The organism is Marinobacter sp. AL4B, from assembly GCF_019916045.1.
GTDB lineage: Bacteria > Pseudomonadota > Gammaproteobacteria > Pseudomonadales > Oleiphilaceae > Marinobacter.
Map to the genome: position 1 here is coordinate 267,095 of NZ_JAILWZ010000010.1, position 13,638 is coordinate 280,732.

Sequence of the window (13,638 nt, forward strand, 5' to 3'; positions counted from 1 at the left end):
ATATGTTATCTTGCATTTGGCACGCGCGATGCTTAACTTACTTCAAGCTCAAAGCGGTCACGGGGAATGCTCCACCGTCCCGGAGCTACTAAGAACCAAAAACGACATAGAGGTCGAATTATGCAAAAGATTCAAATGAACAAAGGCCAGCAGGGTTTTACTCTGATTGAATTGATGATCGTTGTTGCGATCATAGGTATTTTGGCTGCGGTGGCGATTCCGGCGTACCAAGACTATACGACCCGCGCAAAGGTGTCCGAGCTTATTTTGGCGGCATCTTCTGCACGCACGAACGTGTCAGAATCGGCGACAGTATTTAGCAGCTTAAGCGCGGTAACAATTGACGACCAAAGTTCAAACTATGTCAAGTCTGTGACCATTGCAAATGCGGTTGCAGATTCGCTTGATGTACAGGTGGCAGCGACAGCAGCTGTCGGTGGTGGTGTCTCTGAAAACGAGCTCATTGTATTGCATGCCGAGCGTCAGAACGGGAAGGTTATTTGGACATGTGGGGGAACAATTGCTTCCAAATATCGTCCTGCTAGCTGTCAAGATTTTGATTCTGCCGATGGCAGCTGATTGATCTGAAATAGTTACAAAGCCTGGGCTTGGATGAGTCCGGGTTTTTTTTTGCCTGACTCTTGAGTGGCCGAGTGTGGGCGCCCCATGGAAAGCTGTCAAACTTGGGTCTAAAGGGTGGTAAATAGTGATGAGTTGGTGGTGTGGGTGTTGATCGCAAATAGATTTGGTTTGATATCAAAACCAAAATTCTTGTTGCGAATCACATGGTGCAATCTAGGCTAGAAAAGGTTCGTTGTCTGAAGGATGTGAATTGCAAGGTCCAACCTGTATGGTGCGCCAGCGACAGCGTGACATTGAGCGGACAGGTATTGCTCGGTACGGTAATATTGGTTAGGCATTGGTTCTATTTGGTCGGGTAACCTTGATTTTACAGAAATCGATGTTTTCGATTAAAACGGAGTTTGTTGCAAATGAGTTCAGCACCCTCCCTATCTGGGCAAGCCCAATGTCGGAGGCTTTTGTATGAGTTTTGGGGTGCATTATGCGCGGAGCTGGAAGTTCACTTGGGGTTGAAGTTCGAGCGAATATTTTTGAGGATGTGGATGGATGATATATTCTGTTCTATTCTTTTTTTTCTTCGGTGTCGCATTTCTGCTTCCAAATCACTATTACCCTTGGGGTTCTTTTTACCTGGAGTTTTCTGCATTTCTAGCTCTTTTGGTCGCACTGTTAGAGCGTGTGCGGAACATAAAGTCAATTTCTGTGCCTTATGTTTTTTTTGTATTTTTATTGTTTTCACTGATTCCTATTGGTCAGTGGGTAGCGGGTTTGATTTTGTTCAAAGGGGATGCGCTGTTAGCTTTATTTTATATTTTTGGATTTTTTTTAGCACTAACCATTGCTGATTCCCATAATAAAAGCATTGGTTGCAAGAAGTATGTAGATGGAGTAGCGCTCGCGTTGGTTTTAATAGGGGGGGGGGGGCACTTGGATTGCTATCATTCAATGGTTATCTTTGTCGTCCAGTATATGGGTCCATAACTTGCCTGCCGGTGCAAGGCCGTATGCTAATCTAGCTCAACCAAATAATTTCTCTTCTCTAATTTGGTTATCACTATTCTCGCTTTATTATATTTATGAACGTAATCGGATTGGCTTAATTGGTCTGTTATTTGGAGGTATTTTCCTGGTTTCTGGTGCCGCTTTAGCTCAATCCCGAACGTCGTGGGTTGTATTTTCGGTTTTGATCGTTGTTGCTTTGATTCATTGGGTAATGTTTCGGCGTTATAAGTGGGAGCGCTTTGTATTTCTTTTGCTTTCGGTAGTGGCTTTCTATTTCGTCAGTTTGGCGCTGATTATTACAAAAAGTTTTTTGTTTGGAGATGGGGGGCAAGTATTGCGTACTGGGTTTGGCGATATCCGTACGGATATGTGGATGTCATTTCTTGTCGCAATCATAGAGCGCCCCTGGATTGGTTACGGTTGGGGGCAAGTCTCGCTCGCTCAGCTTGCTGTTGAAAATATGTACCCTGCTGTAGGGTTAACTCAATACAGTCATAATTTGTTCTTGGACCTATTGATATGGAATGGCATACCTTTAGGATTAACTTTATTTGTGTTGCTAAATCTATTGTGGGGAAAGCTGTTTTTTGTTGCGAGCAGCTCTAAAGGGTTTTATAGTCTTTGTTGTTTTTCAGTTATACTTATACACGGATTGTTGGAATACCCTCACGCATATAGTTACTTTCTGCTTTTGGCTGGTTTTTTTATAGGCATTTCAGCACGTGATAGGATTGACTCTGGTCAACTTAGATTTGCTGATAGAAGATGGCATGCGTTGATTTCCTGCCTTAATGGCTGGGTTGAGAAATGTTTTAAAGTGCCAAAGCATGTCTCGGGTGTTTTTGTGTTTTTGTTTTCAGGCATCCTAGCGATCTCATGGTGGGACTATAGAGTGCTTGAAGAGGATCACCGCCTATTGCGGTTTGAAATAGCGTCAATCGGTACGCTCAAAGCGGAACGAAAAGCTCCCGACGTCGTTATATTTGACCAGTTGCAGAGTTTTATCTGGGTTGCTCGGACGCAAAGCTTTAATGCATTAACGGCAAATGAGCGGGGGAAAATCGAAAATGTAGCGCGGCGCTATGCTCTTCCTATGCCGCTATATAAGTTGGCTAAGCTGAGCATGGCCGAAAACGACCCGGAAAAAGCAGCTAAAGCACTTAAAACGATAAGCTACTTGCACGGAGGGGAAGCCTATAGTTCTGCAGTCAACGCTTTTTATGAAGTTAAAGTGGATTCTGCAGCTGGTCGTTGACGCCTGTGACATATTCAACGAAGCGGCAAATGGTTTCTCGCGGATGATTGCGGTTCGCTCAACCAAACTCCCGCCCCAACCAATCATTAATATCCCCAGACTCATACATCCACCGCTCTTCACCCTGCTCATCCACAATCAACAAACAAGGAACCTTAACCGCTCCACCACCTTTCAACAGTGCCTCGCGGTTTTTCTCATCATGCTGGGCATCCCGCCGTTCAATGTTCAGTCCCAGTCGTGCCATCTCCTTCCGAACCTTGATGCAAAACGGGCAAGCACGGAACTCGTAAAGCGCCAAGTTTTCGGTGGCCTTGTCGACTATAGCTTGTTGCTCGGCCGAGCGTTCGATCGCCTTGGGCGTGCTGAGCTTCTCTGAAAGCAGCATGAACGGCGTTAGAGCCAAGCGGAGAAGGCGGAAAAAAGCTCGGATAATCATTCGCATAATAAAACCTAAACTGTTTGAAATAAGCGTGGTCACGGAAAATAAGGCGGCAAGGATACCACGGCCGTGAAATAAATTGGCGTCAGACCTCTGTCACGTCAAACCTCACCTCGACCATTTTTCTCCAGATAAGCCGATCCAGTGCCGCCTTCGCCTTCCATCTGCACGCTGATCCGCGGCGCTGCCACTTCAATGTAGCGTTCTTCCATCTTCCGCTTCAGCAGCAAGTTGAACGCGCGGGATACATCCCACTGAAACTCGGGCTTGGTGCGCATGCGCATACGTAATACCGGGCAACCTTCTTCGAATGCGTGGATGCCCTGCATTTCCAGTGGCGACCAGATTAGCCAGCGCATATCAGGCTGCAGGCGAAGTTCGTCGGCTGTTTCGTTCATCAGCTGTATGGCATCGTCGATTGGCAATTCCCGGGGGATACGGATCTTAAGCAGCGCAATGCCAAACTGGCGGGACATGTTGTGAATGGAGCTGATTTTGCTAAAGGTAATGTGATGCACCACGCCTTCAAGGTCCCGCAGGCGCACGGTGCGCAAGTTGAAGCCTTCGACGGTGCCCATAAAGCCGTTGATCTGCACGAAATCACCGACCGACATCGAATCTTCCACCACAATAAACAGCCCGGTGATCAAATCCTGAACTAGGGTTTGCGCGCCAAAACCTACCGCAAGGCCGATAATACCGGCACCGGCAAGAAGGGGTGTCACGTCAACGCCGAGGGTAGACAGGCTGACTAAAGTCGCGATGATCAGGATGGTGATCAACAAAGTGTTTCGGGCAATGGGTAGGATGGTCTGTGCCCGGGCGGCGTTGATTCGTTTTTTGCGATCGCCCACGCCTAGGGTGCGTTCTAGCAGTTCGTCGATGAAAATCCACGTTAGTTTCGTGACCAGTAGAACAACGGCTACGCCAAACAGGCTGCTGGTAATGTTTTTGCTGACCGGAGGTTTGCCAGCCAGGCCAAACAACGATAAATCCCAGATTTGCAGAGTCAGTTCGAAAAACACAAACCACGCCGCCGCTTGGCTCAGATTGTACCCAAAACGGACCAGTCTGCGGCTGAAGGTACTTAAAGATCGGTGCTTGGGGCGGTTTTGTTGAATGCCGAGCAGTCCTTGTAAGGCAAGCGTAAGAGCCAGAAGCAGGGCGCAAATCATGGCTTTGCCCAGGGCGGCATCGGCCTCGCCCCCATTGATGAACACTGCGACCACCGAGGCGCTTATCGCGACCAGCAAGGGGATATGCCAGAGCCGGGCCAATAGGGCAATAACTTCCCGTGACACACCTTCGTTTTTGCGTTGGTTGTAGGGGCGGTTACGAATTAGGTGGGTAACGGGGCGCCGGTTACGCACAATCAGGTAGAAACTCATTAACGCCGCAACAACGCTGAATACGAGCGCCAATGCACTGGCCAATTCTGATCCAAGTTGTGCCGTCAGTTCGGTAGTGCTTAAGGCATCTTCAAGGGCGAAAAGTGCGCCAATGATAAACAGCGGCAATAACATACGTCGGCGTAGGATGATGACTGCAGATAGTCGATGGCCATTGGAGAACACGGAAATCATCACGTCGAATAAAGAAGTCAGAATGCGCGCGCAAAGGCCGGTATATGCAAGGATTCTTACCGTGGTTTGTGCGGCCTCAGATAGGCCGAAGGTTGGCAGCCCAGCCAGTAGTGCAATAAAGGTTAGTAACCAGGGTAAAATACGCCGGATAAAATGCACCGCCAGAAGCCAAGGCTTCGGGTTGCGTGGCATTTGCAGGGGCCAATCTCTCCAGACAAAAAACGCTTGGAAAACCCGTGAAAGCCCCCACAATACGGCCAGCCACACGGCCAGTCCTGCTGTTGTTTCTGCCAGCGCGCGAGGAGATGCACTGTTCAGTAATGTTAGGGCGGCGGTGTAGGCATTTTTGAAGTGCGTTTCCCAAATCGAAAGGTAGCTAGGCGGGGTATCGTCTGCGCTGTGTCCCTCATCAAACAAGACGGCAATCGCGCCAAGCAGTCCCTCGTTTTCGAAGGCTTCGTTTTCGTCGGACGCGGATTTTGCTTTCAGTCCTTCTTGAAGGGTCTTGAGCTGTTGCACCAGCGCCGTGCGTTCTTCGTCGTTTTCCAGTGCCTCAATGGTCACATTTAAAGAGGCTTCAAGCTCTTTTGGCGATGCCTCTTCCTTCTTTTCTTGCCCGGAAAAGCCCGGAATGCCAGGCAGAGAAAAAGGGTTTGCCTGGGCCGAAGCGCCAGAAAACAGGAAGCACAGGCTCAGTAAGACAACGAGTAGCCGCAAGTTTTTACCCCTTCAAAATCAGAAAAATGGTTCATCTGGCTGTTTTGGGGTATTACCGTACCACACTGCTTTAAACGCTCCCCCATCTACCTCGCTTTGAAATAAACTCCCGCGGTCTTAAAAACTAGAAACTCAATATCCGGAACCCGTTCTCCTTGTCGTCAAATAGGCGGCAAGCGATTCAATATCCCCGTCAGACAACGCCGTAGCAATCCCAATCATCGGTGTACTGTGCTGCATCGGGTTCATTTGTTTGAACCGATTAAGTGCAATGCCCAGATACTCCGCAGGCTGCCCAGCCAACCTTGGCATATTCTGAAAACCCTGAGCCTTCTGCCCATGACACCCCGCACAACGTGTTTTGAATAAGGATTCACCGGCGTCGATAAGGGCTGGATTCGGGCTTGTGCGGGCTTTTGCCTTCTGCTGGCTGAAATAAACCGCGATATTGATTTGCTCGTCTACGGACAGAGTTTTCGCGAGCTTAGACATGACGTAGTCTTCGCGCGTGCCATTCCCGAATTTTTCAAATTGATCGAAGAGGTACTGCGGGTGTTGCGCCGCTAGATTCGGGATGTAATCGCGTTTGCTATTACCGTCTTTCCCGTGGCAGTAACCGCAAAACCGGATCCGCTCCTGGCCAGCTTCGTAGGCGGCTTGCCGCCCTTGATCATCGGCCATAATAGCTCGTAACTCCGACATGACATCGGTGCTTTCCGCCTGAACCATCGCCGAGAAGCTCATGCCTGCCACAACCAAGAAGTGTCTAATCCGAAGACCAAATATCATACTGCACCCTTTAGCTCGGACTGTAGTCCGGAAAACGATGCAGGTTAGCGTCGACATGAGAGTGGGGTCTTGAGAAAGGTCAATAAAAACGGAATCTAGGACAGGGGCCAAACGCCCTGAGCATCTCGTCACAGAAAATGCACGGGGGTCTGGTTTGGCAAAGTTTGGTAACATGGGCGAATGCTAAGCAGGGAGCGACTGATCATGCACTACAGTTCAATACTACCGGATGTCATCAAAATCGCAGATGAAGCCAGTGAGCGGGTTCTGCACATCTATCAATCCGATTTCAAAGTGCAGTATAAAGAAGATCATTCGCCCATCACGGCGGCAGACATGGCCAGCCATGAAACGATCGTGAAAGGGCTGCGAAGCATCAGTCGCGACATCCCGATTCTTTCGGAAGAAGGCGAGCAAGTGCCTTGGGAAGAACGCAAACACTGGCGTCGGTTCTGGTTGATAGACCCTATCGACGGCACTAAAGAATTCACGCAGCGTAGCAGCGAGTTCACGGTCAACATTGCCTTGATTGAAGACGGCCAGCCCATCATGGGCGTGGTAACGGCCCCTGCATTAAAGGAGACTTATTGGGGTATAAATGGTGAGGGCGCTTTTAAGCGCGACAGAACCGGCCGCACCCATCGCATCCATGTGGCCGAGCCAAAGGGCATCAAGCGAGTGGTAGCCAGCAAAAACCATCTCACCGATGAAACCCGCGCCTTTATCGAAACCCTGGGTGAACACGAAACCGTTCAGGCCGGCAGTTCTCTTAAATTCTGCCGTATCGCCGAAGGCCACGCCGACATCTATCCCCGTATGGGCCTTACCTGCGAATGGGACACCGCCGCTGCACACGCCGTGCTATTGGCTGCCGGCGGCAAAGTACAAACGCTGCATAACACTCCACTGCAGTACGGCAAAGAAGACATCCTCAACCCGCACTTCATCGCGGCAGGTAGTTGGTACTTTTAAAGATTGGATTTTTTATGACTTGGTATGCGCTTCAGCACAAGCCGGCACAGGGTGATCGGGCGGTTCAGCATTTGCAGAATCAAGAGATTGCCTGTTTTTACCCGAAGATCGAGGTGGAGAAAATTAAGGCGGGTAAGCGCGCTAGGAGACTAGAGTCGCTGTTTCCCGGGTATATCTTTGTGAGGTTGGAACAAACCGACCCGATGTGGGCAAAGCTACGCTCCACTCGCGGTGTGCTGCGCATGGTCAGTTTCGCCAACAAGCCGGCGGCGATTGCCGATGAGGTGATCGAGCACATCAAGGCCGGTATGGGCAAGGTTGCAGAGCAGGGCGGTATTAAAGCGGGACAAGCAATAGAGCTAGACGATGGCCCGTTCAAAGGCCTGGGGGCCATCTTTCAGGCTTATGATGGTGAAGAGAGGGCTATCGTGCTGATCAGCTTTATGCAGAAACAGCAGCGGGTGAGTGTGCCGGTGTCGGCGATTCGGTCTTAAGCTACACGTGGCCTAGGGTGCATTTTGAACTCTCAAATATATCGAGGGTCTGACCCCATTTTAGGCCTTTTACAAAAGTTTACGTTGGTAATCCGTTGATAGTTGATAAACAAAAGTAATTGTCACTTGTTTGTTACGCCGCTTCTAGTAGAATTCCCAACCACTTCGGAATAGTATTTTTTCCAGAAACCCGACAGGGATCACGTTAGGGCCTTCCTTTTTGTTTGGCTTTCTTCCCTGCACTGAGAAAGTAAATTTTATGCCCTTAACGCACTGGACTCGGGTCGGTGGGGCGGTAGCGTGCCTGGTCGGCATTGTTACCTCCACCGCCACTTATGCCTCCCCTTGGATCGAACCCGGCGACGCTCGTGCCCGCTTTGCGTTGCAAAAGCTGGCGGACCGCGGCCATTTCGACCGAACTGTATCTACCTGGCCGGTGATGTGGAGCAGTGTAGCGAAAGGCATCAACAGCAGTGTCACCTCCGATGCCACCGCAACAGCCGGTGCCATGGCGTATTTGAACGCCGAACAACAGGCGCAGTTTTCCGGTGGCACCCGGGCCGAAATTACCTTGGCAGGCAGTTCCGGGCAGTCGTTAGTTCAGGGATTTGGCGACAGCCGGCAAGAAGAGGGGCAAGCAACGTTAGATGTTGAATGGCAGGGCGAATACTGGGCCCTCGGCCTATCGCCTTCGGTTGTTGCTAACCCGGCAGACGATGAAGAGCACCGTTACGATGGTAGCTATCTAGCTGCAGCCTTTGGTAACTGGGTGTTTGGCGCCGGCGCTATAGACCGCTGGTGGGGGCCGGGTTGGCAGTCTAGTTTAATTCTTTCTAATAATGCCCGACCGATGCCTGGGGTCTGGCTTAATCGAAAGCGGGATCTCGCGCCCACGACATCGTGGCTGAGCTGGGTTGGCCCTTGGAATGTTACAGTGTTTGCGGGGGAGTTTCAGGATGACCGCACTATCGATAGTGCGAAGCTCATCGGAATGCGGTTTACGTTCCGCCCGGTGCAGGGGTTCGATATTGGTCTTTCCCGGGCCATTATGTTTGGGGGAGAAGGGCGGCCGCAAAACTCGTCTACATTATGGAATGCACTGATTGGCAAAGATAATGGTCAACTAGGTCCCGATAAAGAACCTGGGAATCAGCTGGGAAGCATTGATGTTCGTTATGGATTGCCGGTTGGTGAGCAAGCGTTGGGGGTATACGCCCAGTTGATGGGGGAGGATGAGGCGGGTGCGTTCCCCGCTAGAAAGTCTTGGCTGGTGGGTTCGGATTGGACTACAGGTTTTTTTCAGGCCGATCAGCAATGGTTCTTAGAATACAGTAACACCACCGCAGATGATCTGTTTGGCAGTGCTATGCCAAGCGTAAGCTATGAGCACAGTATATATACAACAGGTTATCGACAGTTCGGCCGTAACTTGGCGAGTAGTTTTGATAGTGATGCCGAATCCGTTACTTTTGGTCTACATCAATTCTTCAGTACTGGCACAAACCTGACAGTTTCCTTAAGCTACGCAAAACTAAACGGGGACGGCGTTGCGCGCGCGGCCTTAAAGGAGAATAAAACTCATTACTTTGTGCCAGCAACAAATCAAGAGGTCGGTATTGTCAATGTCGGCTATGGAGTTGGGTTGTTGGGGGGGACTCTACAGCTGGGTGCAAAGGGCACAACCGAAAAAATAGAGCTGCTGTCAGGTGAGCAAGACCAATGGTCTGCCAGCGCAAGCTGGAAATATCGATTCTAACGTACTAAAAACGGAAGTTGTCCATCGGATGAAATCGTTAATCGTATTCGCATTTGTAGTGAGTCTTGGTGGTTGTGCCATGATTCCAGGGTCTCATATTCCCTCTGGCAATTCGGGTTGGATGGGAGATGAGAAAGATGAGTCTTATGACCTGGACGACATGGTGAACATCTACACCATCACCCCCAAGCTCCTCCAGGAACGAATGGCCAAGCCGGAAACCACCCCCATGTTCAATCACCAGCTGGACATGGAAATCCAAGATTACGACTACACCGTTAACCGGGGCGACATACTCAGCATCACCGTATGGGACCACCCGGAACTCACCATTCCCGCCGGTTCAGACAGAAGCCCGTCTGAAGCAGGCAATTGGGTGCACAGCGATGGCACCATCTTTTACCCCTACGTAGGTGAAATCAAAGTCGCCGGTTTAAAAGTCACCGAAATCCGCGACATCCTGCGTAAAGAACTCGCCAAATACATTGCCTCGCCACAGGTAGACGTTACTGTGGCCTCGTTCCGTTCCAAGCGCGTGTACATGACCGGCGAACTCAAGCAGCCTGGCACCCAGCCCATCACCAACGTACCGCTGACCTTGCTCGAAGCCGTCAGCAACGCCGGCGGCCTGACGGAAGTCGCCGACTGGACCAACGTCACCCTGACTCGCAACGGCGAAACCAATCGTTACTCCCTACGTGATCTGTACCGCCAAGGCGACACCCGCGAAAACATTCTGCTGCGCCCAAACGACATCGTCCACGTGTCCCGCAACGATGCCGCCAAAGTGTTTGTGTTGGGCGAAGTCACCAAACCCACCAGCCTGAACATCGGCCGTTCCGACATTACGCTGGCGGAAGCGCTGGCAGATGCAGGCGGGTTTGCGCAAGCGACGGCCGATGCCAGTGGCGTATTCGTGGTTCGTAAAGCAGCCGAAGACAGCGGCAAAATCGCCGACGTATTCCAGCTGCACGCCCGCAATGCCACCGCCTTGGTGCTGGCCGACCAGTTCACCTTGCAGCCGCGGGACATCGTGTACGTAACCGCAGCGCCGATTGCCCGCTGGAACCGCCTGATCGCGCAAATTGTGCCCACCGCACAGGCTGTCTACTTCTTCTCGCGGGCAGAAGACGAAGTTACTAACAACTAACGCATTATGTTTAATAATATTCTCATCGTATGTGTAGGCAACATATGCCGCAGCCCCATGGCAGAATATCTGCTGCGGGCCAGGCTGCCTGAAGGAAGCAGCAAGCACGTACATTCGGCGGGCATTGGCGCATTGGTCGATAAACCGGCCGACGACACGGCCTTAGAATTGATGCAAGAGCAGGGCATAGACGCCAGCAGTCATCGCGCGCGGCAAGTCACGCAAGACATGCTGGCCAGTGCGGACCTGATAATGGCTATGGAAGAAGGCCACCTGGAACGTGTGCACGAAATCGCCCCGCAAATTCGCGGCCGCGCTTTTCTGTTGTGTAAATGGCAAAACAACCAACCGGTACCAGATCCCTACCGGCAACAGCGCCCCGCCTTCGAACACGCCTACAAACTGATCGACCAAGCCACCGAAAGCTGGCTTAAATACCTGGGTAACTAAATTCAATGACCGACAGCAACAACGCAATCCCGCAAGACGACGAAATAGACCTGCTGGCGCTTATCGGCACCCTGTGGGACGGCAAATGGTGGATCGCCGCCGTCACCCTGGTGTTCACCGCCGTTGGTGTGTTCTACGCATTGATACAGTCCCCGGTCTACCGCGCCAACGCCCTGATTCAGGTAGAAGAAAAACAGGGCGGCTTGCCCGGTATGGAAGATTTAGGCGGGCTTCTGGAAAGCAAATCCAACGCCGAAACTGAAATTCAGCTCATCAAAAGTCGCCGGGTACTAGGCCAAGTTGTTGATAACCTGAATTTGGATATCACCGCCAAACCGGATCACTTCCCCGTGGTAGGTGCCACCTTGGCGCGTCGATTCAACGGAGAACCGGGCGAGCTTGCTGAGCCCAAATGGGGCGAAGGTTATGCCTGGGGCGGTGAGGCCGTCACCATCACCCGTATGGACGTTCCCGGTGGTTCCGGAAGCTTCACCTTGGTCGCAGGAAGTAACAACAACTGGCAACTGTTCAATGAAAACGAAGAATGGGTGTTGGAAGGCCAAGTAGACACACCTGTGGATGCAAACGGCTACGGCCTGATGGTGGCCGAGCTGAATGCACGCCCCGGTACCCGTTTTAACGTGACGAAACGCAGCCAGTACGTGGCCACTATGGACCTGCAACGGGGTGTGTCAGCCTCCGAGAAAGGCAAAGGCTCCGGTATTATCGAGTTGGCCTACGAACACACCAACCCAGCATTGGCTGAGTGGGTATTGGCAAAAGTCGGGCAGAACTACGTGCGCCAAAACGTTGAGCGCGCCAGCGCCGAAGCGGCCCAATCTCTCGAGTTCCTGCGCCGTTCCCTGCCGGAAGTAAAGCGTGAGCTGGAAGTCGCCGAGCAAAAGCTGAACCAATACCAGGTGCAAGAAGAAACCATCGACATCAGCGCCGAAGGCTCCGCGGTATTGGAACAAATCGTCAACCTGGAAACCCAAATCTCCCAACTGGAGTTCCAGCGGGCCGAAATTGAACAACGTTTCCAGCCCACTCACCCACGCTACAAAGCCTGGGCCTCGCAAATGTCCGAACTCAAAGGCCGCCGCGCCGAACTGGACTCCCGAATCGGCCGCCTGCCAGAAACCCAGCAAGAACTGGTGCGCCTGCGCCGAGATGTAGAAGTCGGCAACAAAATCTACCTGCAAATGCTTTCGAACATCCAACAATTGGACATTGCTCGGGCCGGTACCGTAGGCAACGTACGAGTAGTGGATGATGCTGTAGTCAACACCCGAGCCCCGGTTAAACCGAAGCGCGCCTTAATCGCCGCCGTGGCCATGCTGCTAGGCGGCATGATCGGCACCGGTATTGTGCTGGTGCGAGCGATGATCAACCGAGGCATTGAAAACCCGGAAGACATCGAAAAGCTTGGCCTACCTGTATACGCTACAGTGCCTTTGTCTGACACCCAGGACGAAATGGCCAAAAAGAAACGGGGCCGCAAGGAGCATACCTCCGGCTTGCTGGCCGTCGTTAACCCAGCAGACCTGGCCGTCGAAAGCCTACGCAGCCTGCGCACCAGCCTCCACTTCGGCATGATGGACGCACCCAATAACATCCTGATGATCTCGGGCCCCAGCCCCGGTGTGGGCAAAACTTTCGTGTCGGTCAACCTCGCTGCTGTGATGGCCATGGCCAACCAACGGGTATTGCTGGTAGACAGCGACATGCGCCGCGGCTTCTCCCACGATGTGTTCAAGGTAAGCAACCAAAAAGGCCTGTCGGATATGTTGGCCGGCAAAGCCAGCGTAGAAGAAGCCACCGAACACAGCGGCGTAGAAGGCCTGGACTTCGTGAGCCGCGGCACCGTGCCGCCCAACCCGTCTGAACTGCTGATGAGCAAGCGTTTTGACGAATTCCTGAAACAAGCCAGCGCCAATTACGATCTGGTCATCGTAGATACCCCGCCCATCCTGGCCGTAACCGACCCCGCCATCGTCGGCAAACACGCCGGCACCACTATGTTGGTCGCAAGATTTGCAACCAACCCAGCGAAAGAGCTTGAGCTGACCAAGCGGCGGTTTGAGCAAAACGGTATAGAAGTGAAGGGTGTGATCTTTAACGCGGTAGAAAAGAAAGCTTCTAACTACGGCTATGGCGGCTACGGATACTACAACTACGCTTATAAATCCGCGAAGTAAGCGATCCGTTAAGCGGCCCTTATCAGGTTTTATGGCCCTAATATCAAGGGGTTAGCGTTTCGGTTTGCCAGGTTAGGTAATAGCTTTTCCAGCCCTTCTACTGAATTTTCAGTTGAAAACTGTTTCCAGCTTTGGAAATGAAAAGTACACGTTTCCAACATTGGAGAGACCTTTTCCAAGGAATGTGGCTGAATCAGAACAAATGTACGCTGCCAGATTATGAAAGCCGTTTTCGATACTCGGTAATT

12 protein-coding genes are annotated in these 13,638 nt (G+C 51.6%); 9 read left to right on the top strand and 3 right to left on the bottom strand.

Annotated features, from left to right (window positions below; genetic code table 11):
* Positions 1 to 120: 120 nt before the first annotated feature.
* The 3 genes from K5L82_RS03260 (at position 121) to K5L82_RS03270 (ending at position 2,839) form a co-directional block, all read left to right on the top strand.
* Positions 121 to 579: a pilin gene (locus K5L82_RS03260; protein WP_410505843.1), complete on the top strand. Its 459-nt coding sequence runs from the start codon at positions 121 to 123 to the stop codon at positions 577 to 579.
* Between the two features lie 549 nt (positions 580 to 1,128).
* Entirely contained in the window at positions 1,129 to 1,563 is a 435-nt protein-coding gene (locus K5L82_RS03265) for a hypothetical protein (RefSeq protein ID WP_223133141.1), read from the top strand.
* A gap of 1 nt (position 1,564) precedes the next feature.
* On the top strand, positions 1,565 to 2,839 hold the full coding sequence (locus K5L82_RS03270; RefSeq protein WP_223133142.1) for a PglL family O-oligosaccharyltransferase: 1,275 nt from the start codon (positions 1,565 to 1,567) through the stop codon (positions 2,837 to 2,839).
* 58 nt (positions 2,840 to 2,897) lie between these two features.
* Here the strand turns inward: K5L82_RS03270 and K5L82_RS03275 are convergent, their stop codons facing one another.
* The 3 genes from K5L82_RS03275 to K5L82_RS03285 form a co-directional block, all read right to left on the bottom strand.
* Positions 2,898 to 3,284 (bottom strand): glutaredoxin family protein, encoded by a 387-nt coding sequence (locus K5L82_RS03275; RefSeq protein ID WP_223133143.1) that lies wholly within the window; start codon positions 3,282 to 3,284, stop codon positions 2,898 to 2,900.
* 98 nt (positions 3,285 to 3,382) lie between these two features.
* The gene (locus K5L82_RS03280; protein ID WP_223133144.1) at positions 3,383 to 5,581 is read right to left on the bottom strand and encodes a mechanosensitive ion channel family protein; all 2,199 of its coding nucleotides are present in this window, start codon (positions 5,579 to 5,581) and stop codon (positions 3,383 to 3,385) included.
* 132 nt (positions 5,582 to 5,713) lie between these two features.
* The gene (locus K5L82_RS03285; RefSeq protein WP_223133145.1) at positions 5,714 to 6,370 is read right to left on the bottom strand and encodes a c-type cytochrome; all 657 of its coding nucleotides are present in this window, start codon (positions 6,368 to 6,370) and stop codon (positions 5,714 to 5,716) included.
* A 204-nt stretch (positions 6,371 to 6,574) separates the two neighbouring features.
* On the opposite strand from K5L82_RS03285, the gene cysQ reads away from it, so the two are divergent.
* From cysQ to K5L82_RS03315, 6 genes are all read left to right on the top strand, one after another.
* A complete protein-coding gene (gene cysQ / locus K5L82_RS03290) occupies positions 6,575 to 7,342 on the top strand; it encodes a 3'(2'),5'-bisphosphate nucleotidase CysQ (RefSeq protein WP_223133146.1) in 768 nt (255 codons plus the stop codon).
* Between the two features lie 14 nt (positions 7,343 to 7,356).
* Positions 7,357 to 7,836, top strand: coding sequence for a transcription/translation regulatory transformer protein RfaH (gene rfaH, locus K5L82_RS03295; protein ID WP_223133147.1), 480 nt, complete (start codon positions 7,357 to 7,359; stop codon positions 7,834 to 7,836).
* A 259-nt stretch (positions 7,837 to 8,095) separates the two neighbouring features.
* Positions 8,096 to 9,592, top strand: a complete 1,497-nt coding sequence (locus K5L82_RS03300) for a capsule assembly Wzi family protein (RefSeq protein ID WP_223133148.1) — start codon at positions 8,096 to 8,098, stop codon at positions 9,590 to 9,592.
* Positions 9,593 to 9,620: 28 nt separating this feature from the next.
* A complete protein-coding gene (locus K5L82_RS03305) occupies positions 9,621 to 10,742 on the top strand; it encodes a polysaccharide export protein (RefSeq protein ID WP_223133149.1) in 1,122 nt (373 codons plus the stop codon).
* A 6-nt stretch (positions 10,743 to 10,748) separates the two neighbouring features.
* Positions 10,749 to 11,192, top strand: a complete 444-nt coding sequence (locus K5L82_RS03310) for a low molecular weight protein-tyrosine-phosphatase (protein WP_223133150.1) — start codon at positions 10,749 to 10,751, stop codon at positions 11,190 to 11,192.
* A 5-nt stretch (positions 11,193 to 11,197) separates the two neighbouring features.
* Positions 11,198 to 13,390: a polysaccharide biosynthesis tyrosine autokinase gene (locus K5L82_RS03315; RefSeq protein ID WP_223133151.1), complete on the top strand. Its 2,193-nt coding sequence runs from the start codon at positions 11,198 to 11,200 to the stop codon at positions 13,388 to 13,390.
* Positions 13,391 to 13,638 lie beyond the last annotated feature (248 nt).

What these genes read in the sequence shown, in the direction of transcription:
- K5L82_RS03260 (WP_410505843.1), top strand. Translation starts at nt 121, where the DNA reads ATGCAAAAGATTCAAATGAACAAAGGCCAGCAGGGTTTTACTCTGATT.
- cysQ (WP_223133146.1), top strand. Translation starts at nt 6,575, where the DNA reads ATGCACTACAGTTCAATACTACCGGATGTCATCAAAATCGCAGATGAA.
- K5L82_RS03310 (WP_223133150.1), top strand. Translation starts at nt 10,749, where the DNA reads ATGTTTAATAATATTCTCATCGTATGTGTAGGCAACATATGCCGCAGC.
- K5L82_RS03265 (WP_223133141.1), top strand. Translation starts at nt 1,129, where the DNA reads ATGATATATTCTGTTCTATTCTTTTTTTTCTTCGGTGTCGCATTTCTG.
- K5L82_RS03285 (WP_223133145.1), bottom strand. Translation starts at nt 6,370, where the DNA reads ATGATATTTGGTCTTCGGATTAGACACTTCTTGGTTGTGGCAGGCATG.
- K5L82_RS03305 (WP_223133149.1), top strand. Translation starts at nt 9,621, where the DNA reads ATGAAATCGTTAATCGTATTCGCATTTGTAGTGAGTCTTGGTGGTTGT.
- rfaH (WP_223133147.1), top strand. Translation starts at nt 7,357, where the DNA reads ATGACTTGGTATGCGCTTCAGCACAAGCCGGCACAGGGTGATCGGGCG.
- K5L82_RS03275 (WP_223133143.1), bottom strand. Translation starts at nt 3,284, where the DNA reads ATGCGAATGATTATCCGAGCTTTTTTCCGCCTTCTCCGCTTGGCTCTA.
- K5L82_RS03300 (WP_223133148.1), top strand. Translation starts at nt 8,096, where the DNA reads ATGCCCTTAACGCACTGGACTCGGGTCGGTGGGGCGGTAGCGTGCCTG.
- K5L82_RS03315 (WP_223133151.1), top strand. Translation starts at nt 11,198, where the DNA reads ATGACCGACAGCAACAACGCAATCCCGCAAGACGACGAAATAGACCTG.